We start from the raw sequence: 23,783 nt of genomic DNA, 5'->3' as shown, positions 1-23,783 counted from the left end.
AATGTTTTGAAATAATTATGAATACAAAAAATAATATTCCTAAATTATTTCAACAAAAAAATATAAATTAGCAAAAAAAACAAAAAACAAGTTATGAAAAAGCATTTAGTTACATTTATTATTATTTTAATTACATCGATTTCGTCAGCTCAAACGACAGTGTCTGGAGTTAAGTTGGATGAAACAATTACTGTAGAAGGAAAAAAATTAGTTTTAAACGGAGCAGGTATTCGTGAAAAATGGTGGATTGATTTGTATGTAGGTTCTTTGTATTTGCCAAAGAAAAGTACAAATGGAACTGAAGTAGTTAATAGTACGGAAACGGCTGCTATAAAATTAGATGTAGTATCGGGAATGGTGTCTTCAGAAAAAATGATGGGTGCTTTAGATGAAGGTTTTATTAAATCAACTAATAATAATGTGGCTCCTTTGAAAGACAGAATTGAAAAATTTAAATCTTTTTTTACAGATAAATTTACTAAAGGAGATTCTTTTACTTTAGCTCACGTTGCAGGAACAGGTATAGTTGTTTATAAAAATGGTGTTAAAAAGGGATCTGTTGAAGGGCAAGATTTTAAAAAGGCATTGTTTGGAATTTGGTTATCGAACAATCCAGCAGATAAGGATTTGAAGAAATCTATGCTAGGAATGTAAAATCATTTTCTTACTTAAAAATAAAAAAAACACTTCTAATTTTATGAAGTGTTTTTTTATTTTTTATAAAATTTAGTATTCTAAAAAATGAGATATTGCCTCAATGACTTTCTCATTTCCTAATATTTTTCGATGTCCTAATTTTTCTGTCAATAATAATGTGCTATTTTTTAAATTTTTGTGTATGTTTTCAGAGGCTGTATAGGGAACATCTTCGTCATTTTTATCATGAATAACTAAAATCGGAATATTGCAACTTTTCGCGGCAATATAAGCGGAATAACTTTCCATGTTTATCTGATATTTCTTTTCAAAATGTGCTCTAATCTTGGAAGCGATATTTGATTTTAATTTTAAATTAGAAACAAAATCCAATAGAATATCATTCACGCTATCTCCACTTCCAATAATGACAGCTTTTTTAATTGGTAATCCTTCTTTTATTGCATTCAGTATAGACATGCTACCTAGGGAATGTCCTATTGCATATTCAAATGGACCATATATTTTTTCAAGTTCAAGTATGCTTTCTATGAATTCAGGCATCAATGTAGAGCTACCGGTTGATTTACCATGTGCGGGTGCATCAAAGCTAATAGTTGAGTAGCCTAATTCTAATAATTTGTCTGCAATTTTTACAAGTTGAGTGCCTCTTCCAGACCAGCCATGAACTAATAATATTTTTTTTGAACCTTCTCCATATTCATATGTCATTATTTGTTTTTTAATCTTAGGAATGTAAACCAATTGCTGTTTGCTTTTTTGATCCATCAAATATTCTCTTTTGGGTATTTTATATTTTATCGGACTTTTAAAAAGTAGGCTTGCGAACTTTACAGTTAAAACGGTTGAAATTTTTTGTAAAACGGAAAAAAAGAATAGTATCGTTTTGGGAATAGAATTACTGGTTATGGGTTTTTTTCTTTTTGGCATTTAGGTGTTGATTTAAAGAATTTATGCAAAAATACTATTAAATTTTGTAGGAATATTTGAAATGATTTTTTAAAAATACTAACTTTGTTAAAAACAATTAAAAAATGAGCTATAAAATAAAAATCGTATTCATAATGTTAATTGCGCTAGCAATGTCTTGTGCAACTAACCCTTTCACAGGAGAAAAAACAATGGCTTTGGTGCCAAACAGTCAGATTTTTCCATCTTCCTTCCAACAGTATAATCAATTTTTATCTGAAAATAAAGTTATAAAAGGAACTCCTGAAGCAAAGAAAATTGAAGTTATTGGGATGAAAATTAAAACCGCTGCAGAAAGATGGTTAAATGCCAATGGAAAATCAGATTATTTAGATGGTTATGCTTGGGAGTATAATTTAGTAGATAGTAAAGAGTTGAATGCTTGGTGTATGCCTGGCGGTAAAATCGTTTTTTACACAGGTATACTTCCAGTTTGTAAAGACGATGCAGGAATTGCTGCTGTTATGGGGCACGAGGTAGCTCATGCTTTAGCTAATCACGGGCAACAAAGAATGAGTGCTGGATTAATACAGCAGTTAGGTGCTGTAGGTGCGCAAGTTGCTGTTGGTAATAAAAGTGAGGAGACACAACAATTGGTTATGCAGGCTTATGGAGTTGGAACACAAGTTGGTGGTATGTTGCCTTTTAGTAGAAGTCACGAAAGTGAAGCAGATATGATTGGTTTAACATTAATGGCTATTGCAGGTTATGATCCTGTAAATGCAGTTAAATTATGGGAAAGAATGTCAGCGCTTTCATCAGGTTCTGCTCCTCCAGAGATATTAAGTACACATCCAAGTAATGAGACCCGAATTAGAGATTTAACGAATTTAATCCCCCAAGCAAAAAAAGAGGCTGCAAAATTTGGAGTGACATTTAAATAATATAAAAAAAAGAACTATATTCAATCCCGATTTTAAAATCGGGATTTTTTATTTCAAATATTATGGAAAAATTACAAAAAGGAGAAAAGAAATTATTAAATGCATGGGCATTTTATGATTGGGCCAATTCAGTTTATTCATTAGTTATTTCTTCAAGTATATTTCCTTTATATTTTGGTTTTCTTTACTCCAAAGACAATCCAAATATATCATTTTTGGGACAGGATTTTAAAAGTACGGCTCTAATCAGTTATGTTACTGCATTTGCCTTTTTAACAGTAGCTGTATTATCACCATTACTTTCTGGAGTAGCTGATTTTGTGGGTAATAAGAAACGTTTTATGCAGTTTTTTTGTTATTTAGGAGCCTTATCTTGTATTGGTTTGTATTGGTTTACACCTGAAAATGTCTATTGGGGAATTAGTTGTTTTTATTTTGGGTTAATTGGTTTTTGGGGAAGTATTGTCTATTATAATTCTTATCTTCCAGATATTGCATATGAAGAACAACAAGATGCTTTGAGTGCTAAAGGATTTTCTTTTGGCTATATTGGCAGTGTCATTTTGTTAATTACATGTTTGGCATTAATATTAACAAGAGAAACAGATGCTGATTCTTTACTAGCAATGCGATTATCTTTTGCTTTAACTGGAGGTTGGTGGCTGTTGTTTAGTCAATATACCTTTTACTATTTGCCTAAAGGGAATAAAACGAATAATAAAATGTCAAGTCATGTTCTGTTTAATGGCTTTAAAGAATTAATAAAGGTACAAAAACAGCTTTTTCATAATTTAGCGCTTAAACGTTATTTAGCAGCTTTTTTCGTTTATAGTATGGCGGTTCAAACTGTAATGTTAGTCGCTACTTATTTTGGAGAACAAGAGATTAATTGGGCTTCAGATAGTGAAAAGACTCAAGGTTTAATTGTTAGTATTTTAGTTATCCAATTAGTTGCTGTTTTAGGTGCTTATTTAACTTCTAGATTGGCTTTTAAAATTGGAAACATTAAAGCTTTGTTAATTATAAATATTATTTGGGCCATAATATGTGTTTTTGCCTTTTTTGTTACAGAACCTATTCACTTTTATGTAACGGCAGGTTTTGTAGGTCTGGTAATGGGAGGAATTCAATCTTTATCGCGATCTACGTATTCGAAATTTTTGCCTGTAACCGAAGATACAACTTCTTATTTTAGTTTCTATGATGTTGCTGAAAAAATAGGAATAGTAATTGGTATGGGGATTTTTGCAACCATTGATCAGATTTCTGGATCCATGAGAAACGCTATTGTTTTTTTAACTGCCTTTTTTGTAATAGGAATATTTTTATTAATCCGAGTGCCAAAAAAATAAAATTATTTTTTGGAGAACTCAATAATTTCTGCATAATGAGAAAAATCAACAATTTATTTGTTTTTATGATGTTAGTAGTGGCTTTTGCTTCTTGTAGTGAAGTGGAGCCTTTAGACCCAATACTTTCTGGACAGGTTAATTCAGGAGGAGATAATGGATCTGGGTCGGGTTCAAGTGGAGGTAATTCAGGAGGAACTTCATCTGGTGATTATTGGCCAACAGCAATCAATAATGAATGGACCTATGATTCAAATGGTTCATCTTCTACTATGAAAATAATTGCAACAGAAACGGTTAATGGACAATTGTATTATAAATTTGCACCTCAAAGTGGTAATGGTAGCATGAGTTCGGGTATTGTTAATAGTAGTGTCAATAAAACTTCGGGTGTCTATAAATTAAAGACAGATGATGTTGTTATCGATGCTGGTGGAATTACAGGGACACAAACAGGATATGAATATATTGTTTTGAAAGATAACATACCAGTTAATGGAACTTGGAATGGAAGTTATACTCAAACTACAACTTATACTGGAATACCACCTATTACTTTTACAACGAACTATGTAGGTACTATTTTAGCAAAAGGAGTTTCAGAAACGGTAAATAATGAAGTATTTGCTGATGTTATCAAAGTAAAAATTGATCTAACAACTAATGTACCTGGAGTTCCTGCTACAACAATAGTTTCTGAATATTGGTATGCTAAAGATGTTGGAATTATTAAAGCAACTAACATTGGAAGTGGTGTAAATTATGAGAATATACTAGTAGATTATATATTGTATTGATTTTATAAAAGTTTAAAAATCCCGAAAAGTTACTTTTCGGGATTTTTTTATGGCACAAATCTTGACTTTATATTATGCTTGTAATGAGTAAATTTGTTTATTATTGTTGATATTCAATGTTTTAATATTAATTTTGTAATTCAATGATAACAAATTTTAAAGTTATTAATGACAAAATGACCCTTTTATAATTATGCCAAATCAAAAAATATTAACATTTGACAATTTGTCACTTCAAGAAATCAATTCAGATGCGGAATTAATTCCATTATTAACGCCTGAAGATGAAGAAGAAATGAATAATGAGCAGTTGCCAAATGATTTGCCTATTCTTTCTCTTCGAAATACAGTTTTGTTTCCCGGTGTTGTAATTCCCATTACTGCAGGTAGAGATAAGTCTATAAAATTAATTAACGATGCGAATGCTGGCGGAAAAGTAATTGGAGTAGTTGCTCAAATTGATGAAGAGGTAGAGGAGCCAACCCCAAACGATGTACATCATATAGGTACTGTAGCGCGAATTATTCGTGTTTTAAAAATGCCAGATGGAAATACCACGGTAATTCTTCAAGGAAAGAAACGCTTTGAAATTGATGCATTTACTCAAGAAGAACCTTATTTAAAAGCTACTATTAAAGAAGTTAGTGAAGAAAGACCAAATGCAGATGATGTAGAATTTAATACTATAGTTGATTCTATAAAAGATTTAGCGATACAAATTATTAAAGAGAGTCCAAATATTCCAACTGAGGCTACATTTGCAATTAAGAATATTGAGAGTAATCCTTTTTTAATCAATTTTGTTTCTTCAAATATGAATCTTTCAGTATCTGAAAAACAAAATTTACTTTCTATTCATAATTTAAAAGACAGAGCTTTAGAAACTTTGCGTTTTATGAATTTAGAGTTGCAAAAATTGGAGTTGAAAAACGATATTCAATCTAAAGTTCGATTTGATTTAGATCAGCAACAAAGAGAATATTTCTTGCACCAACAAATGAAAACCATTCAAGAAGAGTTAGGTGGTGTTTCTTATGAGGCGGAAATAGAAGAGATGAGAGAAAAAGCTAAGGCTAAAAAATGGGATGAAAAAGTAGCGGCTCATTTCGAAAAAGAAGTTTCTAAATTGCAACGATCTAATCCAAATTCACCAGAATTTGGAATTCAAAGAAACTATTTGGAATTATTTTTAGATTTACCTTGGAATGAATATTCAAAAGACAATTTTGATTTAAAAAGAGCTCAAAAAATACTAGACAGAGATCATTTTGGTTTAGATGAAGTAAAGCAACGTATCATAGAACATTTAGCGGTCTTGAAATTGCGAAATGATATGAAATCACCTATTTTATGCCTTTTTGGACCTCCAGGAGTTGGTAAAACTTCTATAGGAAAATCAATAGCTGAAGCTTTAGGTAGAGAATATGTTCGTGTTTCGTTAGGTGGTATGCGTGATGAAGCAGAAATTAGAGGGCATCGAAAAACATATATTGGTGCCATGCCAGGACGGATTATTCAAAGCATTAAGAAGGCGAAAACGTCTAATCCTGTTTTTGTACTAGATGAAATTGATAAATTGTCAACGAGTTTTAATGGCGATCCTTCTTCAGCATTATTGGAAGTGTTAGATCCAGAGCAAAATGGAGAATTTCATGATAATTTCTTAGAATTGGGTTATGATTTGTCAAAAGTAATGTTTATTGCTACATCTAATAACATGGCTACCATTCAACCGGCTTTAAAAGATAGAATGGAAATCATCAAAATGTCAGGTTATACTATAGAAGAAAAGGTTGAAATTGCTAAAAAGCATTTGTTGCCAAAACAATTGAAAGAACATGGTTTAAGCGCTGATGATTTGCAAATTGGTAAAAAGCAATTGGAAAAAATAGTAGTAGGTTATACTAGGGAATCAGGTGTTAGAGGTTTGGAAAAGAAAATTGCTCAAGTGGTGCGTCATGCAGCAAAATCAATTGCGCTTGAGGAGGATTACAATAAAACTTTGACAGATGAGGATATTCTTACGGTTTTAAAAGCACCTCGCTTAGAGCGTGATAAATATGAAAATAACGATACGGCTGGTGTGGTAACTGGTTTAGCATGGACATCAGTTGGAGGTGATATTTTATTCATTGAATCTACTATTTCTAAAGGAAAAGGAGCAATGACTATGACAGGAAATTTAGGTACTGTAATGAAAGAATCGGTAACTATTGCTTTAGAATATATTAAATCGAATAATGAAATATTAGGTATACCAACGGAAGTAATTAATAATAATAACATTCATATTCATGTTCCTGAAGGTGCTACTCCAAAAGATGGTCCAAGTGCAGGTATTGCGATGTTAACTTCTATGGTTTCGACTTATACCCAAAGAAAAGTAAAGAAAAGCATTGCAATGACGGGAGAAATTACTTTGAGGGGGAAAGTATTGCCAGTAGGTGGAATTAAAGAGAAAATACTAGCGGCTAAGAGAGCGAATATCAAAGAGATTATTCTTTGTCATGAAAATAAAAGAGACATTGATGAAATTAAGCCCGACTATTTAAAAGGTCTTACCTTTCATTATGTGGATCGAATGAGTGAAGTAGTGGAAATAGCAATAACAAATCAAAAAGTGAAAAATGCTAAGCAGTTGCAAGCATAACTCAATATAAATAAAAATGAATACATTCCGATTTAGAAATAAGTCGGAATTTATTTTTATTATATCTATATATAATTTTATATTCGCAACAGCGTTTATAGCTTATACATATTAAGTATGGTTTCAAAAAAAATACTGCTTTTCTTCTTATTAACCACTAGTGTTCATTATGGGCAAATAGGAGGTAAATATGTATATCAGTTTTTAAACTTAGCACAGTCACCCAGACAAGCTGCTTTGGGAGGGAAAACCGTAACTGTTGTAGATTATGATGTAAATCAAGCCTTTTATAATCCAGCAACTATAAATGGGGAAATGAGTAATCGTTTGGCTGTAAATTATGGGAACTATTATGGAGAAGTTTCTTATGGAACGGCTGCTTATGCGTATACTTGGGACCAACATGTACAAACCTTTCACGCAGGTATCAACTATATTAATTATGGAAGTTTTGAAGGAAGAGATGAACTAGGAAACCTAACTTCGGATTTCACAGGTAGTGAAGCGGCTTTGTCTTTAGGTTATGCTTACAATATTCCTTGGACAACGATGTATGTAGGTACTAATGTGAAGTTGATTTCTTCTACTTTGGAATCCTATAATTCATGGGGTGTTGCAACAGATTTAGGTTTCTTGTATGTGGATGAGAAAAATGATATCAATTATGGCTTGTCGGTTCGTAATTTGGGTTTTCAAATTACACCCTATCAAGATGTAAGGGAAAAACTGCCCTTGTCTATAGATGCTGGAATTTCGCAATTATTAGAGAATGTACCTATTCGTTGGCATTTAACTTTGGAAAATTTGCAACAATGGAATATTGCATTTTCCAATCCAAATAGAGCAGAAACAACTTTGGATGGAGAAACCAATGAAGAAAAAGTATCCTTTTTTAATAATGCGTTGCGACATGTAATTATGGGCGCTGAATTATTTCCAGAAAAAGGGTTTAATATTCGTTTGGGATATAATTTCAGAAGAGGTCAGGAATTGAAAATTTTGGACCAACGCAGTTTTGCTGGAATATCTGCTGGTTTTGGCTTACGATTTGGTAAAATAAAGTTTGATTATTCTTATTCAAGATATACATTAGCAGCCAGCACAAACTTGTTTGGTTTAATGATAAATTTAGAGTAACAAATATTGGTTACTAAAAAAATAAAACATTTTGAAAAAAATTACAATAGCAATTGATGGTTTTTCATCTACTGGAAAAAGTACTTTGGCAAAGCAAGTAGCGAAAGAATTAGGGTATGTGTATGTAGATACAGGTGCCATGTATAGAGCAGTTACGTATTATGCCATGCTTAATAATTTGGTTTCGGAAGATTTTCTAGACAAAGAGAGTTTGGTTTCCCAATTATCAAAGATTCAATTGCAATTTCAATTCAATCCTGCTTTGGGTTTTGCGGAAATGTATTTGAATGGAGAAAATGTAGAGCAGGCAATTCGTACTATTGAAGTTTCAAGAAATGTAAGTCGCATTGCTGAAATATCTCAAGTTAGAGCTAAATTGGTAGAACAACAGCAAGCGATGGGAAAAAACAAAGCTATCGTAATGGATGGAAGAGATATTGGTACGGTTGTGTTTCCAGATGCTGAATTAAAACTGTTTATGAATGCTTCTGCAGAAACCAGAGCGCAAAGGAGATTTGATGAGTTACTGGAAAAAGGACAGAGCGTTACTTTCGACGAGGTACTTCAAAATGTGCAACAACGCGATTATATTGATACACATAGAGAAGATTCGCCATTAGTAAAAGCGGATGATGCTATTGAAATTGATAATTCAGCTATGAGTAAAAAAGAGCAGTTTGAATTGGTGATGCAATTGGTAGCTGAAAAGTTGTCCGTTTAAGAAATATTAGGTTCAATCAAATCCCATTTATTGCCATATAAATCTTGGAAAACTACAACAGTTCCGTACGGTTCTTTTCTAGGTTCTTCTAAAAAATGAATATCATTGCGTTTCATTTGTTGGTAATCCTCCCAAAAGTTATTGGTATACAGAAATAAAAACACTCGACCGCCTGTTTGGTTGCCAATGTATTCTTTTTGTGTTTCATTTGCTGCTTTGGCAAGTAAAAGACAACACGCTTTGCTGTTTTTGGGAGCGATACGAACCCACCTTTTTTCAGCACTGATAAAAGTGTCTTCTATGATTTCAAAATGTAACTTTTTTGTGTAAAAAGCAAGCGCTTCATCATAATCTTTTACAACTAAAGTAATGTGTGCGATATGTTGATGCATATGATTTTTTTGGTTATAAAAATACATTTTTTAGCATCAGTTTTTTATTGGTTTCCTACGAAATAATTTTTCATGTCAATTACATGTAGTTTTCTTGTTCTAAATGTTTGTTAATTAATAAATTATTTGTAATTTTGCACACCTTTTGACAGAATTGGGTTTTCATTAGGAATCAATAATTTATACAAACACTGTTGTTGTTTTTAATCTGTATAAAAAAACCCGTAAGAGCACAACATACAAATTTTTAAATCAGCATATGTCTGAAATTAACAAAACACAAGAAGAGTTTTTAGCAAATTTTAACTGGCACAACTACCAAGAAGGTATTGATGTAGTAGATGAGAAAAACTTACAAGAATTTGAAGACCTAGTATCTAAAACTTTTATCGATACTAAGGATGAGGAAGTAGTAGTAGGTACTGTAGTTAGAATTACTGATAGAGACGCTATTGTTGATATCAATGCTAAATCTGAAGGTGTTATCTCTTTAAACGAATTTCGTTACAATCCTAACTTAAAAGTTGGTGATAAAGTAGAAGTACTTATTGATATTCGTGAGGATAAAACAGGTCAATTAGTATTGTCTCACAGAAAAGCAAGAACTATCAAAGCTTGGGATAGAGTTATTGCTGCTCATGAGTCTGGAGAAATCGTGAATGGTTTTGTAAAATGCAGAACTAAAGGTGGTATGATTGTAGATGTTTTCGGAATTGAAGCATTCTTACCAGGTTCTCAAATTGACGTAAAACCAATCCGTGATTACGATCAGTATGTGAACAAAACTATGGAATTTAAAGTGGTAAAAATTAACCATGAGTTCAAAAACGTAGTTGTTTCTCACAAAGCACTTATCGAGGCAGATATCGAAGAGCAAAAGAAAGAAATTATTGGTCAATTAGAAAAAGGACAAGTTTTAGAAGGTGTGGTTAAAAACATTACTTCTTACGGTGTGTTCATTGACTTAGGTGGTGTAGATGGATTAATCCATATTACAGACTTATCTTGGTCTAGAATCAATCACCCAAGCGAAGTTCTTGAGTTAGATCAAAAATTAAACGTTGTAATCCTTGATTTCGATGATGAGAAAACAAGAATTCAATTAGGTTTAAAACAATTAAACGCGCACCCTTGGGATGCTTTAAGTGCTGATTTAAATGTTGGTGATAAAGTTAAAGGTAAAGTTGTTGTTTTAGCAGATTACGGTGCTTTCATTGAAGTAGCTGAAGGTGTTGAAGGTTTAATCCACGTTTCTGAAATGTCTTGGTCAACTCACTTAAGAAGTGCACAAGATTTCATGAAAATTGGTGATGAAGTAGAAGCAGTTATCTTAACTTTAGATAGAGAAGAAAGAAAAATGTCTTTAGGTATCAAGCAAATGACGCAAGATCCATGGACTGATATCACTGCTAAATACCCAGTAGGTTCTAAACATACAGGTATCGTTAGAAACTTCACAAACTTTGGTATTTTCGTAGAGTTAGAAGAAGGAATCGATGGTTTAGTATATATCTCTGATTTATCTTGGACTAAGAAAATTAAACACCCATCTGAATTTGTAAACGTAGGTGACAAAATGGAAGTGGTTGTTTTAGAGTTGGATGTGGAAGGACGTAAATTATCTTTAGGTCACAAACAAACTACTGAAAACCCATGGGATAAACATGAAGATGCTTTTGCTGTAGGTACTATTCATAATGGAACTATCGGAGAAATCGTTGACAAAGGTGCAACTGTAGATTTCGGTGATGATGTAGTGGCTTTCATTCCAACACGTCATTTAGAGAAAGAAGATGGTAAAAAATTGAAAAAAGGAGATACTGCAGACTTTAAAGTTATTGAGTTCAATAAAGAATTCAAAAGAGTAGTGGCTTCTCATACAGCTATCTTCCGTGAAGAAGAAGAAAAAGCAGCTAAAGCTGTTGAAACAAATGTTTCTTCATCAAATAATGTTGAGAAATCAACTTTAGGTGATATTGATGCATTAGCTGAATTAAAAGCTAAAATGGAAAAAGGAGAAAAATAATAATTCTTTTTCTTTATAATAATGAAAACTCCCAATATAATATTGGGAGTTTTTTTATGGCTATTACTTGGTCATAAAATCATAGATACCATGATAATTTTGATGTGTGGTAACCGTGTTCAATAAAAAACTAGGATAAGGTGTAATACAAGGTTTTATATTAGTATTGTTAGATATTATAGCTTGCGCACTACCTATAACACACCCTTTACCATAGCAAAAATCGAAATGAAGTCCCAATTCTTTCATAGTATAACTGGCTACGGAAGACTTATAAGAATATTTGTTTATGTAATCACCTCCTGTTAATTCGTATTCAAAAATATCACCTCTTCTAGATGGGCAAATAAAGTTCGTATTGCCAGAGATGGCATATAATTTTCCACTTGCTATGGTTAAACCATTGTATTGAGAAGGAAAACCACTTGGAGCAAAAGGGGAACAAGAGCCAGAAGACAGGTCTAATTTTAAGATTTGTGAACTACCTTCTTTTATACCAACTAATGTTGTTGGATCTAAATTTTCAATATCCTGAAGATAATCGGTTGTAGTATAAGCGATACTAGAGTTGCCTGTTGGAATATGAACCTTTAATAATTTTTTGGGAAAATTGGAATTTATTCCTGTTACAGCCCAAGCAAAATCGGTTGTGCCTGACATATCTGTGATTCCTGTAACGCAAGTAACAGGTTTTCCTCCGATTTTTATCTGAGAGACAAATGTGTAACCTACAGGACTCGTACCTAAATCTATTTTAAAAATAAAAGATTGGATATTTGGTAAAATCGGACTTCCAGTTCCGTTTGCAGGTGATACTAATGCAAATAACGATGGGCAAGCTGTTGGCCTTTCTTCGGAAGTGGTTTTTTTTACTTCTTTTTGTGTGGTTTCAATTTCCTTGAAATCATCTTGACAAGATAGTGTTAGCAAGCAAAATAAGCTGCTAATACAAAGGCTTAATTTTTTCATATTTTTTGTTTTAAATGTTTGAATAGTAAAATTATAGTATTGTTTTTCAAGATATGCCTATTCATGTAACAACTCCTTGTAAATATGTATCTTAAGTGTTAAAATTGATTCATTTATTGTTTTATATATTATTATATCGTAATATTGCAATATAATAATTGATAATGATTATAAAACGTCAATTCGAGTGATTTTATAAAGTAAAAATGCTAATTTTTACTTGTAAAATTGTATCGAGAATCGTTTTTAAATTATACCAAAAAATAAATTTAAATACTCATGGGAGTTTCTAAATCAGAATTTTTTACCGAGCAGCAAAATCAATTGGCAACGCTTTTTAAAGCCATGTCACATCCTGCAAGAATTGCAATTATCCAGTATTTACTACAAGTGGATAGTTGTATTTGTGGCGACATTGTGAACGAATTGCCTTTAGCTCAACCAACCGTTTCTCAACATCTAAAAGAATTGAAAAATGCCAATATTATAAAAGGTACCATAGAAGGTACAGCCATTTGTTATTGCTTAAATCCAGATACGCTAAAAATGATTGAAGACTACTTTAACCGACTCATAAATCAGTTGCAAAATAAATGTTGCTAAACTTAATTTATTACTCAAAATAATACTATTATGAAATTATCAGAAATAAAAAACGCTTTAAAAGACTTGTCTGTAATTGCTTTTCAATTGCCTAATGGTCAATTAGTTCCTTCTCATTTTCATGTTACTGAGGTGGGAAAAGTATCGAAATATTTTATCGATTGTGGGGGAACGGTTCGAAAAGAAGAGGTAGTAAATTTTCAATTATGGGAAGCGAATGATTATGATCATCGTTTGCATCCCGAAAAGTTGATTCATATCATTGAACTGTCAGAAAAAATTATTGGTATGGAAGATTTAGAAATTGAAGTAGAATATCAAATGCCAGATACTATTGGAAAATTTAGCCTAGATTTTGATGGCAATAACTTCTTGTTAACCTCTAAATTAACTACTTGTTTGGCAAGTGACTCTTGCGGAATTCCACAGGAAAAAAAGAAAGTAAAAATAGGAGAATGGAAAGCAAAAGAAAATTCCTGTGCTCCTGGTTCGGGTTGTTGTTAAGTATAAGAAGCTTATCCAGCCTTTTGTACTATCTTTTTGGTTTCAAACTGTTTTATTCTCTTTTCTAAAAGCTTCTGTTGTCGCTTTTAAAAAAAGATAAAAACTACGTTTTCAACTGCTAAAGGATAGTTACTCCAGTCTGGGCTAAATAAAAAAATATGTTAGAAAAATTAGAAAAAACCTTACTGACTTTGTCATTTGATACACTTTCAAAAGATAGAAAAGAGGTGTTGCAACCTTTAATTGATTATATTCAAGAGAAAGTGAATCATCAGGAAAAAATTAGGCTTAATTTTATTTGCACCCATAATTCACGTAGAAGTCATTTGTCTCAAATTTGGGCGCAAACCATGGCTTTTTACTATGAAATATCTAATGTGACTTGTTATTCAGCAGGAACAGAAGCTACGGCTTTGTTTTATATGATAGCAGAAACGCTAAAAAAACAAGGTTTTGAATCTGAAAAGCTAGATGAAGGAACAAATCCTATTTATGCTATAAAGTTTAATGTTAATGAACCAGCTGTTATTGCTTTTTCAAAAACCTTACAGCATACATTCAATCCGAGTTCAAATTTTGCAGCTATCATGACATGTTCTTCTGCTAATGAGGCTTGTCCTTTTGTCTCAGGTGCTGAAAAACGCTTTTCTGTTCAATATGATGACCCTAAAAAATTTGATAATACGAATGAAATGCAACAAGGTTATTGGGATAAAAGTATTGAAATAGCAACTGAAATGGCGTATGTGTTTTCAAAGATTAAAAATGGAAAATAAAAATTATTGGGCTGAGTTTTTGGGTACGTTTTTATTGGTGTTTTTTGGAACTGGATCTATTATCATTAGTGAAGAATATAATGGTGTTATTCAGGCTTTTGGTATAGGTGTAGTTTTTGGGGTAACTGTATGGATTTTGGTTCATTTTTTAGGTAAGTTTTCAGACTGCCATATTAATCCTGCGGTAACGGTAACATTCTATTTTAATAAAAACATTGAAATTAAAAAAACACTATTCTATATTTTTTTTCAATTGTTTGGAGCGGTCTTGGCTAGTTTATTGCTTCATTATATTTTTCCATTCAATCAAAAATTAGGAAATACTATTCCAAGTGGAAGTGTTTGGGAATCTTTTTTTCTTGAATTTGGGATTAGCTTTATTTTAATGGGTGTTATTGTGATAACGAATGTTATGTCTTTAAAGAAATGGGCGCCTCTTTTAATTGGGTTTACCGTTTTTTTAGAAGCCTGGTTGGCAGGCCCTATTTGTGGAGCTTCAATGAATCCCGCAAGAAGTTTTGGCCCATCTATTATTTCGGGTACTATTAATTTTTTATGGCTCTATTTTTTAGCACCAACATCCGGGATGCTGTTTTTTCTTTTGATATATCGTTTCTTTAATTCAAAAAGGTAAATCTTCTTTTAATATAGCTTTATGTAAAAGAAGATTTACTCAACATTACCTATACATTTTTAATTTTAAAAACTTTAAAGTTTAATTTGAAAAGGTCAATAATTAGTCTTTTTTCTTTAAAGTGTATAAAAAAATCGATGAAATACTTTTTATTTTAACATTTTAAGATGTAGAAGATGTTAAATGGTTGTTGTATATTTTTTATAGCCTTGATTTTATTTATTGCTTATTTTTTTAACATTATTTTTGGAATATCATAAAAAATTAAGCTATTTTTTTTTGATACCATAATTTAGGTATGGTTAATAGCGATTATGATTGTATTTTATGATAGCAAACAAAACAAACTCTATATATTATGAAAAAAAATGATTTTTACTACTTTTTAAGGAAAGGTATTTTATCTGTCCTAAGGGAATCTAAAATTAAATTCTGTTTATTTATTACTGGATTTTTATTGATAACCGCTTCTTCGTATTCTCAAATTGGTCCTGTTATTTGGGAAGATAATTTCAATACTTTTAATACTTCACAATGGACTAAAGATATTGGGGATGGTTGTAATATTGGATTGTGTGGTTGGGGAAATCAAGAATTACAGTCTTATGAAGCGAACAATGTTTATATTGGAGATGTTCCTGGTGAAGCAGGAAATAAAGCATTAGTATTAGAAGCTAAAAATCAAGTTTCGGGTTCAAGAGTTTTTACTTCAGGTAAAATTAATAGCGATAATAAAGTTGCCATTCATTATGGTATGGTAGAAGTGCGTGTACGTGTACCTAATCTTAATCAAGGTTTATGGCCAGCTGTATGGATGCTGGGAACTTCTAATTTAGCTTGGCCAGCAAAAGGTGAAATTGATATGATGGAAATGGGATTTAGTCAGGCAGCAAGAAATGAGCAAGGTGCAACGTCTTCAACCGTGAATACGTATGTAGGTGCCAATACTTTTTTTCCTGTTCCTGGTGGCGTTGGGAATATTGCTTCTGACGTAAATTATAATAAACCCTATGTGGCAGCAGCTCCTTTAAACGATCGATTTGTAAAATATAGAATTTATTGGGAACCCACACAAATTCGTTTTACGGTTGTAGATGGTGCCAATGAATATGATTTATATGAAAATCCTTTTCCAATTGATGCTAATAATTCTGTAACAGCTCCTTTTACAAGACCTTTTTATATGTTACTGAATTTAGCAGTAGGTGGAACTTTACCAGGTGTTTCTTCTAATGGAGCAGTAACGGCACCGCTTCCTGGTAAAATGTATGTGGATTATGTGCGTGTACACAAATGGAATGGATATGGAAGTGTTGCGCTTTCGGATGGAACTATTCCTGCTGAAAACGGAACTTTTGGTGTTTTTACGGATACTACACCAACAACTAAAAAACTAACTTTTGGTTCAGATTCAGAGTTTTATATTTTTGGTGAAACCTTAATTGAAAATAATGCTATAGCACCAGCTGAAGGTGCAAATGTGTTATCGTTTACAAATGATAGTTCTAAAGGTTGGTTTGGAGCTGGAATTACTACTTTATTTGGTAAGAATATGTCCAGTTATACAGCGAATGGTTCATTGAAATTTAAAATTAAAATACCAGCAAATGTATCTTTTTTTATTGGTGTAAATGATAATTATACGAATGCAGCTCAAGTGAATTTTCCTGCAGGACAAACTAAATATGGTTTAGTGCGTAATGGAGAATGGGGTCAGGTGACAATTCCAATAAGCGATTTAGGAGGTCTGGTTGCTTTTCAAGATATGTCGTATATGTTTAGAATAGGAAACGATGGTGCTATTCCTACTTCCAATTTTCAATTTGCTATTGATGATATTGTTTGGGTAGACGGAAATACAACAGTTTGTCAACCTACTGCAATTACACCTTATTATGCTATTAATGGACAAAATTGGACTTCAAATACTACTGTTTCATTGCAGTCTGGGAATAGCATTACATTTGGACCGCAACCTACGACTGGCGGAAGTTGGTCATGGACAGGGCCAAATAATTTTGCTGCAACAACTAGAGAAATAACAATTTCAAATATACAATCTAATCAAGCAGGAAATTATACAGCTACTTTTACAAATGCTTGCGGAACAACAACTAATGTAACATTTAATGTAACAGTAACTACAGTTTCAACTTTTGTTCCCGATCCAAATAAAACCTACTATATAGCGAATCCCTTTCATAATAAAAGAATTGGTGCTAATGGTTCAGAAGATCCTTTTAGTGCAGCAATAACAACAACAGGATCAACAGTAGAGTGGAAGTTTACTGCTGCTCCCAATAATAGTTACTACATTGATTGTGTTGGAGGTCAAGGAAATCCGAGATTGCGTTCTGATAATACCGATTTTACCGACATGCAACCTAGTAGTTATGCAGGTACTTGGGAAAGATGGCAAATTACACCAGCTGGTAATGGTAAATTTTATTTGACTACTTTAGAAAGCAATTTAAGAAGGTTGCAATTGAATAGTGCTGGTGTTTTAAAACAAGTTGGTACCGATTCTCAAGATACTTGGGAGCAATTTACATTTACAGAAGCTTCTCAAACTCCTCCGCCACCTCCAGTAGGGTCTTGTACAAGAGTAGCGGCGAATGGAGATTTTAATGTTACCATTACCAATAATTCAGAAGGTTCTTTCTTAACTTTTGTTCCTAATAGAACAGGAATAGGAAATACAACCCTTATTTTATATTACAGCACTGCTTTAAATGCTACGTATCCAGGTTATTTAGCACAACCGAATGTTCCTTTTAAAATTAACGCTACTTCAGGTCAAACAATTTATTTTTATTACACCTACAGTTTGCCGACTGGAGGAGAAAACAATACAGCTAATGACAAAATGAATTTCGTAATGGGTAGTTGTAATGCTAGTACATCAAGAATGGCTAATGAAATGGGGAAAAATGAAAATGTTTTAAATGCTTTATATAGTGTGTATCCAAACCCTGTTACGAATGAAGCAACGATTGAAATGCAATCAGCAGGATTGTTTGAAAATATAGTGATTATGAACAGTACTGGGCAAATAATACTTAAAGAAAAATGTAATAATCAGCAAAAAATAACAATTAATACAGCTGATTTTCATTCAGGAATTTATTTTGTTCAATTATCTGGTAAAAATGGAATAAGCAATTGTAAGATTGTTAAACAATAAAGATTGTCAAGTTAATTTGTGAGGATTAGTTTTTATGCAAAATACAGTGTTGGAATTGATTTCGACGCTGTATTTTTTTTGTCGAAATGAAAAAAACAGGAAAGCTTTTAGCATTTCCTATTCTTTGTCAATTGAGCCTAGAACACGCTTCATAAAATCATTTAAAGCGGTCTTTTTATCTTTGCCTTCTTTGATTAATTTATGTACTTCAAGAGCTCCGTATAAATTGGATATTAGTTCTCCAATTACATCTAACTCTTCATCTTTTAAAGAAGAAACCTCAGTTAAATTTTCTAAAACTTCGATGGTTTCTACTAGATAATCAGCATCATTATCCTCAATAAACTGTGTTAGTTGTTTGATAACGGGTAATTTCATGTTTCTTATTTTTGAATGGATTCGTTAAAAGAATAATTTTTCCAAAGTTTACCAACTCGTTATATTACTTCGTTTACTAATTCCGTTAAAACCTCTGCTTTATTGGTTTGTGTTTGGTTGACCAAAGCGCCATTTTTAAAAGTAGCAAACGTAGGTAAGTTGTCTACTTTGGCTAGTTTTCTTGATTCCGGAAATTTTTCAGCATCAACAACTAAAAAAGGAATAGTTTCATTTTCAGAAGCTAATTTTTTAAATTTTGGCTTCATGATTCTGCAATTTCCACACCATGATGCAGAATATTGAACGACCACAATGTCGTTAGAGTTAATAATTTCTGCTAAATTATCTTGTTCTATTTCTGTAAACATTTTATTTCAATTTTAATAATCTCATCAAATTCAATAGCAATTTAAAACATTGCTATTGAAAATGATAAGATAAATTTTGATTTTTAGTTTTGGCTTAAATAAGCTGCTGTACTTAAACGATCTGCATTCATTGCTTCTTTCCCTTCTTCCCAGTTTGCAGGACATACTTCACCTTTAGTTTGAACGTGAGTGTATGCATCAATTAAACGTAAATATTCATTGACATTTCTTCCTAATGGCATATCATTTACACTTTCGTGGAAAATTTTACCCTCTTCATCAATTAAATAAGTTGCTCTGAATGTTACATTTGAACCTGCTAAGATTTCTTCGTCTAAATTTTCATCATAAACCCATTCTGCATCTAAAATATCTAAAGCAGCAGCTAAATTTCTTGTTGTATCTGCTAATAAAGGATACGTAACACCTTCAATTCCTCCATTGTTTTTAGGAGTGTTTAACCAAGCAAAGTGAACTTCATTAGTGTCACAAGAAGCACCAATTACGATAGTGTTTCTTTTTTCAAACTCTCCTAAAGCTGCTTGAAAAGCATGTAATTCTGTTGGACATACAAAAGTAAAATCTTTTGGATACCAAAATAATAAAACTTTTTTGTTGTTTTTTGTAGCTTCTTCTAATACATTGATTCTTAAATTATCGCCCATTTCTGAGATAGCATCAACTGTAATGTTTGGGAATTTTTTTCCTACTAATGACATAATTAACTAATTTTTTGAGTTATTTTAATGATGCAAAATTACTAAATCCATGACTATTTTAAGGAGCTTTTGATGGTTTGTTTTTATTGAATAATAGAGAATAATTATACCAATATTTCTTACAAAAAATTAACTTAATATTTATTGAATTAATAAAATTGAATTAATAAAATTATTAAATAAATAAAAAAAGCACTTCTATATTTAGAAGTGCTTTTGGTTTTTTGTTAGTTTATTATTTATTGGTCAAATCGATCTGCATTCATGACTTTAACCCATGCTTTAATAAAATCTTTTACGAATTTTTCTTTAGCATCGTCTTGAGCATATACTTCAGCATAGGCTCTTAGAATAGAATTGGATCCAAATACTAAATCAACTCTTGTTGCGGTCCAATGCGTTACTCCTGTTTTTCTATTTACTATGGCATAAGAATTTTTTCCAGTAGGTTTCCAACTATAATTCATATCGGTTAAATTCACAAAGAAATCATTAGTCAATACACCTACATTTTCTGTGAAAACACCCTCTTTTGTATTGCCATAATTGGTTCCTAAAACGCGCATTCCACCTAACAAGACCGTCATTTCTGGAGCAGTTAATCCCATTAATTGAGCTCTATCAAGCATTAACTCTTCAGGTTTTACAGCATAATCCTTTTTTAACCAATTTCTAAAAGCATCATGAGTCGGCTCAAGGTCTGCAAAAGATTCAGCATCGGTCATTTCTGCTGTTGCATCTCCTCTACCTGGTAAGAAAGGAACAACTACATCAAATCCGGCTTCTTTAGCTGCTTTTTCAACAGCAGCACTACCGCCTAAAACAATAAGGTCAGCAATGCTAATTTTTTTAGAATATTGTGCTTGAACTTCTGAAAGTTTTTGCAATACTTTTTGTAATCTTTCCGGTTCATTACCTATCCAATCTTTTTGTGGAGCCAATCGAATACGAGCACCATTTGCACCTCCTCTAAAGTCAGAACCTCTAAAAGTTCTGGCACTGTCCCAAGCTGTTGTTATTAAATCGGATTTTGATAGACCACAATTTAATAATTGTTCTTTTAATTCTTTTACTTCTAAATCACTTAAGGTATAATCTACTTTTGGAACTGGATCTTGCCAAATCAAATCTTCTTTTGGAACATCTGGTCCTAGATAACGATCTTTTGGACCTAAATCTCTATGGGTTAATTTAAACCATGCTCTTGCAAAAACTTCTGTGAAATAATCAGGATTTTTATAGAATTTTTCAGAAATTGCTCTATAAATAGGGTCCATTTTCATAGCCATATCTGCATCGGTCATGATAGGATTATTTCTTTTTGTTGGGTCAAAAGCGTCTATAGGTTTGTCTTCTTCTTTAATATTGATAGGCTCCCATTGCCAAGCTCCAGCTGGACTTTTTTTCAATTCCCATTCGTAAGTGAATAATAAATAGAAATAACCATTGTCCCATTGTGTTGGATGTGTTGTCCATGCTCCTTCAATACCACTCGTTACAGCATCAGCTCCCACACCTGTTCTTGTTGGGTTACCCCAGCCAAAACCTTGACTTTCAATTTCACCTGCTTCTGGTTCTTTTCCTAATATGGATGCGTCTCCATTACCATGTGCTTTCCCTACAGTATGGCCACCCGCTGTTAAAGCAACCGTTTCTTCATCATTCATTGCCATACGTTTAAATGTAGTTCGTACATCGATGGCTGTTCGTAAAGGGTCTGGTTTTCCATCAACGCCTTCAGGATTCACATATATTAATCCCATTTGAACGGCTGCTAAAGGATTGTCTAATGATTCTCGATTTTCATCATTATCATAACGCTCTTTAGTAGCTGCTAGCCATTCTTTTTCAGAGCCCCAATATACATCTTTTTCAGGATGCCAAATATCTTTTCTTCCGCCTGCAAACCCAAAAGTCTTAAGTCCCATAGATTCATAGGCCATGTTTCCTGCTAAAATCATAAGATCAGCCCAAGAGATTTTATTTCCATATTTTTTCTTAATAGGCCACAACAAGCGTCTACCCTTGTCTAAGCTTACATTGTCTGGCCAACTATTTAGTGGGGCAAATCTTTGATTTCCAGTGTTACTACCACCCCTACCATCAGAAATTCTATAGGTTCCAGCAGAATGCCAAGCCAAACGAATCATTAAACCACCATAATGACCCCAATCTGCTGGCCACCAATCCTGACTTTCCGTCATTAGGTTTTTTAAATCTGTTTTTACAGCTTCTAAATCTAATTTTTTAAACTCTTCTGCATAATCAAAATCTTCTCCTAAAGGATTAGTTTTGACATCGTGCTGATGTAAAATATCAAGGTTAAGTGTTTCGGGCCACCAATATTGATTGTTGGTTGCTTTTTTAGTAACATCTTCTTTACTGTGAAAAGGGCATTTGCTTAAATCATTAGAATGTTCCATAGTTTTAGTGATTTTGTATTAATATTGAGAAATTTGTATCAAATTGTTTGTTATAATTGATAGTATCTCAAATTTACAAATAAAAAAACCATTACTCTTTTTAAGTAATGGTTAATTTTTATTTTAAAATAGATTTAAACTATAGCTTTCTTAGTTTTTAATAGTCGAAACTAATTGTCTTATTTTGATGTTAAATGCTGCAAATAATAAAGTCATAAATGGACTCAACAAGTTAAAAAATGCATAGGGAAGATAATCAAATGTTTCTACTCCTAAAGTTCCAGACTGATATGCACCACACGTATTCCAAGGGATTAATACAGAAGTAACAGTACCCGAATCTTCTAAGGTTCTACTTAAATTTTCTGGAGCGAGACCTTTATCTGCATAAGCTTTGGAAAACATTTTTCCAGGAACAACAATAGCTAAATATTGATCAGATGCTGTAATGTTTAAGGCCAAACAACTTCCTACGGTTGAAGCAAAAAGTCCAAAAGTTGATTTGGCAAGATTTAATAATGCTTGACTTATTCTAGATAAGGCTCCAATAGCATCCATTATACCTCCAAAAACCATAGCACAAAGGATTAACCAAATGGTTCCTAACATTTTTTGCATACCTCCTGATTTGAATAGGTCTGTTAATGTACTGTTTTCAGTAGGGATAACAGAATCAGTTGTGATGGCATTTAAAACCCCTTTATAAGCATTTGCAAAATTTAATGTTTTTCCTCCAGAAAGCATTAAAACAATTTCTGGTTGAAATAGTATGGCAAAAATACCCGCTAATAAAGTTCCTATTAGTAATGCAATTAAAGGTTCTGTTTTTTTAACAATTAAACCAATTACAATGAAGGGAACGATAAACAGCCATGGTGTAATATGGAATGCTTTTTCAATATCTGCTAATAATACAGATGAATCTGCTATTCCAGTTGTGTCTACTGTTAATCCTAGTATAATAAAAAGAATTAAAGAAACAATATAGGTTGGAACGGTTGTAAGCGTCATGTATTTAATATGTGTAAATAAATCAGTTCCTGCCATTGCTGGAGCTAAGTTTGTTGTGTCTGACATTGGTGAAAGCTTATCACCAAAATAAGCTCCAGAAATTACAGCTCCTGCAACCATACCTAATGGGAATCCTAAAGTGCCACCAATTCCAATTAATGCGATACCTACTGTTGCTGAAGTAGTCCAAGAGCTACCCGTTGCGATTGAGATAACGGAACAAATAATTAAGGTGGCAGGTAAGAAGATAGCTGGGCTTAAAATTTGTAATCCATAATAAATCATGGAAGGTATGATACCGCTAACTAACCAAGTGCCCGCCAAAGCACCTACCATAAGTAATATAAGAATGGCACCCGCTGTAGATTTAATATTTTCCGCTACTTCATCAATCATTTTTTGATACGTAACTTTGTTGAAAAAACCTACTATAGCTGCTACTGCTGCACCAAGTAGTAGAATAAATTGATTGCTTCCACCTAAAGCACTGTCTCCAAATACATATACATTATAACCAAGCATTATTACTAATGCTACTACAGGGATTAAAGCTTCCCAAATATTTAATTCTTTGTTTTTTATAATTTTTGTGTCCATTTATTTTTTTTGAAGTCGCAATATAGCCAAAGTGT

At 32.4% G+C, this 23,783-nt stretch carries 21 protein-coding genes; 13 read left to right on the top strand and 8 right to left on the bottom strand.

The window, feature by feature from the left end; all coding sequences use genetic code 11:
• The first annotated feature begins 93 nt into the window (after positions 1-93).
• Complete coding sequence (locus FHG05_RS01805) at positions 94-654, top strand: chalcone isomerase family protein (RefSeq protein WP_140996291.1); 561 nt, start codon at positions 94-96, stop codon at positions 652-654.
• 72 nt (positions 655-726) lie between these two features.
• On the opposite strand, the gene FHG05_RS01800 is transcribed toward FHG05_RS01805, so the two are convergent.
• Positions 727-1,587 carry an alpha/beta fold hydrolase gene (locus FHG05_RS01800; RefSeq protein ID WP_140996290.1) on the bottom strand — a complete coding sequence of 287 codons (861 nt, stop codon included), beginning with the start codon at positions 1,585-1,587 and terminating at the stop codon, positions 727-729.
• A 104-nt stretch (positions 1,588-1,691) separates the two neighbouring features.
• Here FHG05_RS01800 and FHG05_RS01795 point away from each other — a divergent pair, with 104 nt between their 5' ends.
• The 6 genes from FHG05_RS01795 (at position 1,692) to cmk (ending at position 9,164) form a co-directional block, all read left to right on the top strand.
• Positions 1,692-2,510, top strand: a complete 819-nt coding sequence (locus FHG05_RS01795; RefSeq protein WP_140996289.1) for a M48 family metallopeptidase — start codon at positions 1,692-1,694, stop codon at positions 2,508-2,510.
• Positions 2,511-2,572: 62 nt separating this feature from the next.
• Positions 2,573-3,862 (top strand): MFS transporter, encoded by a 1,290-nt coding sequence (locus FHG05_RS01790; protein WP_140996288.1) that lies wholly within the window; start codon positions 2,573-2,575, stop codon positions 3,860-3,862.
• 35 nt (positions 3,863-3,897) lie between these two features.
• Positions 3,898-4,656, top strand: coding sequence for a hypothetical protein (locus FHG05_RS01785; protein WP_140996287.1), 759 nt, complete (start codon positions 3,898-3,900; stop codon positions 4,654-4,656).
• A gap of 193 nt (positions 4,657-4,849) precedes the next feature.
• A complete protein-coding gene (gene lon, locus FHG05_RS01780; protein WP_140996286.1) occupies positions 4,850-7,306 on the top strand; it encodes an endopeptidase La in 2,457 nt (818 codons plus the stop codon).
• A gap of 117 nt (positions 7,307-7,423) precedes the next feature.
• Positions 7,424-8,443, top strand: coding sequence for a type IX secretion system protein PorQ (porQ, locus tag FHG05_RS01775; protein WP_140996285.1), 1,020 nt, complete (start codon positions 7,424-7,426; stop codon positions 8,441-8,443).
• Positions 8,444-8,474: 31 nt separating this feature from the next.
• Positions 8,475-9,164 carry a (d)CMP kinase gene (gene cmk, locus FHG05_RS01770; protein ID WP_140996284.1) on the top strand — a complete coding sequence of 230 codons (690 nt, stop codon included), beginning with the start codon at positions 8,475-8,477 and terminating at the stop codon, positions 9,162-9,164.
• Here the strand turns inward: cmk and FHG05_RS01765 are convergent.
• Positions 9,161-9,556, bottom strand: a complete 396-nt coding sequence (locus FHG05_RS01765; RefSeq protein ID WP_140996283.1) for a VOC family protein — start codon at positions 9,554-9,556, stop codon at positions 9,161-9,163. The two genes, cmk and FHG05_RS01765, sit on opposite strands and share 4 nt — an antisense overlap.
• Positions 9,557-9,815: 259 nt before the next feature.
• Between FHG05_RS01765 and rpsA the strand changes: the two genes are divergently transcribed.
• The gene (gene rpsA / locus FHG05_RS01760) at positions 9,816-11,582 is read left to right on the top strand and encodes a 30S ribosomal protein S1 (protein WP_140996282.1); all 1,767 of its coding nucleotides are present in this window, start codon (positions 9,816-9,818) and stop codon (positions 11,580-11,582) included.
• 63 nt (positions 11,583-11,645) lie between these two features.
• On the opposite strand, the gene FHG05_RS01755 is transcribed toward rpsA, so the two are convergent.
• A complete protein-coding gene (locus FHG05_RS01755) occupies positions 11,646-12,551 on the bottom strand; it encodes a hypothetical protein (protein WP_140996281.1) in 906 nt (301 codons plus the stop codon).
• Between the two features lie 279 nt (positions 12,552-12,830).
• Here FHG05_RS01755 and FHG05_RS01750 point away from each other — a divergent pair, with 279 nt between their 5' ends.
• From FHG05_RS01750 to FHG05_RS01730, 5 genes are all read left to right on the top strand, one after another.
• The gene (locus FHG05_RS01750) at positions 12,831-13,154 is read left to right on the top strand and encodes an ArsR/SmtB family transcription factor (protein WP_140996280.1); all 324 of its coding nucleotides are present in this window, start codon (positions 12,831-12,833) and stop codon (positions 13,152-13,154) included.
• Positions 13,155-13,184: 30 nt separating this feature from the next.
• Positions 13,185-13,658 (top strand): DUF6428 family protein, encoded by a 474-nt coding sequence (locus tag FHG05_RS01745; RefSeq protein WP_140996279.1) that lies wholly within the window; start codon positions 13,185-13,187, stop codon positions 13,656-13,658.
• Between the two features lie 158 nt (positions 13,659-13,816).
• The gene (locus FHG05_RS01740; RefSeq protein ID WP_140996278.1) at positions 13,817-14,434 is read left to right on the top strand and encodes an arsenate-mycothiol transferase ArsC; all 618 of its coding nucleotides are present in this window, start codon (positions 13,817-13,819) and stop codon (positions 14,432-14,434) included.
• The gene (locus tag FHG05_RS01735) at positions 14,424-15,068 is read left to right on the top strand and encodes an MIP/aquaporin family protein (RefSeq protein WP_181369128.1); all 645 of its coding nucleotides are present in this window, start codon (positions 14,424-14,426) and stop codon (positions 15,066-15,068) included. The genes FHG05_RS01740 and FHG05_RS01735 overlap by 11 nt, the downstream gene beginning before the upstream one ends.
• 358 nt (positions 15,069-15,426) lie before the next feature.
• Positions 15,427-18,252 carry a T9SS type A sorting domain-containing protein gene (locus FHG05_RS01730; protein WP_140996276.1) on the top strand — a complete coding sequence of 942 codons (2,826 nt, stop codon included), beginning with the start codon at positions 15,427-15,429 and terminating at the stop codon, positions 18,250-18,252.
• Positions 18,253-18,369: 117 nt separating this feature from the next.
• Here the strand turns inward: FHG05_RS01730 and FHG05_RS01725 are convergent, their stop codons facing one another.
• From FHG05_RS01725 to nhaC, 5 genes are all read right to left on the bottom strand, one after another.
• Positions 18,370-18,630 carry a DUF6952 family protein gene (locus FHG05_RS01725; RefSeq protein WP_140996275.1) on the bottom strand — a complete coding sequence of 87 codons (261 nt, stop codon included), beginning with the start codon at positions 18,628-18,630 and terminating at the stop codon, positions 18,370-18,372.
• A 59-nt stretch (positions 18,631-18,689) separates the two neighbouring features.
• On the bottom strand, positions 18,690-18,998 hold the full coding sequence (locus FHG05_RS01720; RefSeq protein WP_140996274.1) for a thioredoxin family protein: 309 nt from the start codon (positions 18,996-18,998) through the stop codon (positions 18,690-18,692).
• 83 nt (positions 18,999-19,081) lie between these two features.
• A complete protein-coding gene (locus FHG05_RS01715) occupies positions 19,082-19,717 on the bottom strand; it encodes a peroxiredoxin (protein ID WP_140996273.1) in 636 nt (211 codons plus the stop codon).
• Positions 19,718-19,956: 239 nt separating this feature from the next.
• Positions 19,957-22,140: a catalase/peroxidase HPI gene (gene katG / locus FHG05_RS01710; protein WP_140996272.1), complete on the bottom strand. Its 2,184-nt coding sequence runs from the start codon at positions 22,138-22,140 to the stop codon at positions 19,957-19,959.
• A 150-nt stretch (positions 22,141-22,290) separates the two neighbouring features.
• Positions 22,291-23,748 (bottom strand): Na+/H+ antiporter NhaC, encoded by a 1,458-nt coding sequence (nhaC, locus tag FHG05_RS01705; RefSeq protein ID WP_140996271.1) that lies wholly within the window; start codon positions 23,746-23,748, stop codon positions 22,291-22,293.
• Between the last annotated feature and the right edge of the window lie 35 nt (positions 23,749-23,783).

It is taken from the genome of Flavobacterium profundi (assembly GCF_006491645.1).
Classification (GTDB): Bacteria; Bacteroidota; Bacteroidia; order Flavobacteriales; family Flavobacteriaceae; genus Flavobacterium; species Flavobacterium profundi.
The sequence above is the reverse complement of the archived record's forward strand: the minus strand, read 5'-3'. Positions and strand labels throughout refer to the sequence as shown.

What these genes read in the sequence shown, in the direction of transcription:
- FHG05_RS01805 (WP_140996291.1), top strand. Translation starts at nt 94, where the DNA reads ATGAAAAAGCATTTAGTTACATTTATTATTATTTTAATTACATCGATT.
- FHG05_RS01800 (WP_140996290.1), bottom strand. Translation starts at nt 1,587, where the DNA reads ATGCCAAAAAGAAAAAAACCCATAACCAGTAATTCTATTCCCAAAACG.
- FHG05_RS01795 (WP_140996289.1), top strand. Translation starts at nt 1,692, where the DNA reads ATGAGCTATAAAATAAAAATCGTATTCATAATGTTAATTGCGCTAGCA.
- FHG05_RS01790 (WP_140996288.1), top strand. Translation starts at nt 2,573, where the DNA reads ATGGAAAAATTACAAAAAGGAGAAAAGAAATTATTAAATGCATGGGCA.
- FHG05_RS01785 (WP_140996287.1), top strand. Translation starts at nt 3,898, where the DNA reads ATGAGAAAAATCAACAATTTATTTGTTTTTATGATGTTAGTAGTGGCT.
- lon (WP_140996286.1), top strand. Translation starts at nt 4,850, where the DNA reads ATGCCAAATCAAAAAATATTAACATTTGACAATTTGTCACTTCAAGAA.
- porQ (WP_140996285.1), top strand. Translation starts at nt 7,424, where the DNA reads ATGGTTTCAAAAAAAATACTGCTTTTCTTCTTATTAACCACTAGTGTT.
- FHG05_RS01765 (WP_140996283.1), bottom strand. Translation starts at nt 9,556, where the DNA reads ATGCATCAACATATCGCACACATTACTTTAGTTGTAAAAGATTATGAT.
- rpsA (WP_140996282.1), top strand. Translation starts at nt 9,816, where the DNA reads ATGTCTGAAATTAACAAAACACAAGAAGAGTTTTTAGCAAATTTTAAC.
- FHG05_RS01755 (WP_140996281.1), bottom strand. Translation starts at nt 12,551, where the DNA reads ATGAAAAAATTAAGCCTTTGTATTAGCAGCTTATTTTGCTTGCTAACA.
- FHG05_RS01750 (WP_140996280.1), top strand. Translation starts at nt 12,831, where the DNA reads ATGGGAGTTTCTAAATCAGAATTTTTTACCGAGCAGCAAAATCAATTG.
- FHG05_RS01745 (WP_140996279.1), top strand. Translation starts at nt 13,185, where the DNA reads ATGAAATTATCAGAAATAAAAAACGCTTTAAAAGACTTGTCTGTAATT.
- FHG05_RS01740 (WP_140996278.1), top strand. Translation starts at nt 13,817, where the DNA reads ATGTTAGAAAAATTAGAAAAAACCTTACTGACTTTGTCATTTGATACA.
- FHG05_RS01735 (WP_181369128.1), top strand. Translation starts at nt 14,424, where the DNA reads ATGGAAAATAAAAATTATTGGGCTGAGTTTTTGGGTACGTTTTTATTG.
- FHG05_RS01730 (WP_140996276.1), top strand. Translation starts at nt 15,427, where the DNA reads ATGAAAAAAAATGATTTTTACTACTTTTTAAGGAAAGGTATTTTATCT.
- FHG05_RS01725 (WP_140996275.1), bottom strand. Translation starts at nt 18,630, where the DNA reads ATGAAATTACCCGTTATCAAACAACTAACACAGTTTATTGAGGATAAT.
- FHG05_RS01720 (WP_140996274.1), bottom strand. Translation starts at nt 18,998, where the DNA reads ATGTTTACAGAAATAGAACAAGATAATTTAGCAGAAATTATTAACTCT.
- FHG05_RS01715 (WP_140996273.1), bottom strand. Translation starts at nt 19,717, where the DNA reads ATGTCATTAGTAGGAAAAAAATTCCCAAACATTACAGTTGATGCTATC.
- katG (WP_140996272.1), bottom strand. Translation starts at nt 22,140, where the DNA reads ATGGAACATTCTAATGATTTAAGCAAATGCCCTTTTCACAGTAAAGAA.
- nhaC (WP_140996271.1), bottom strand. Translation starts at nt 23,748, where the DNA reads ATGGACACAAAAATTATAAAAAACAAAGAATTAAATATTTGGGAAGCT.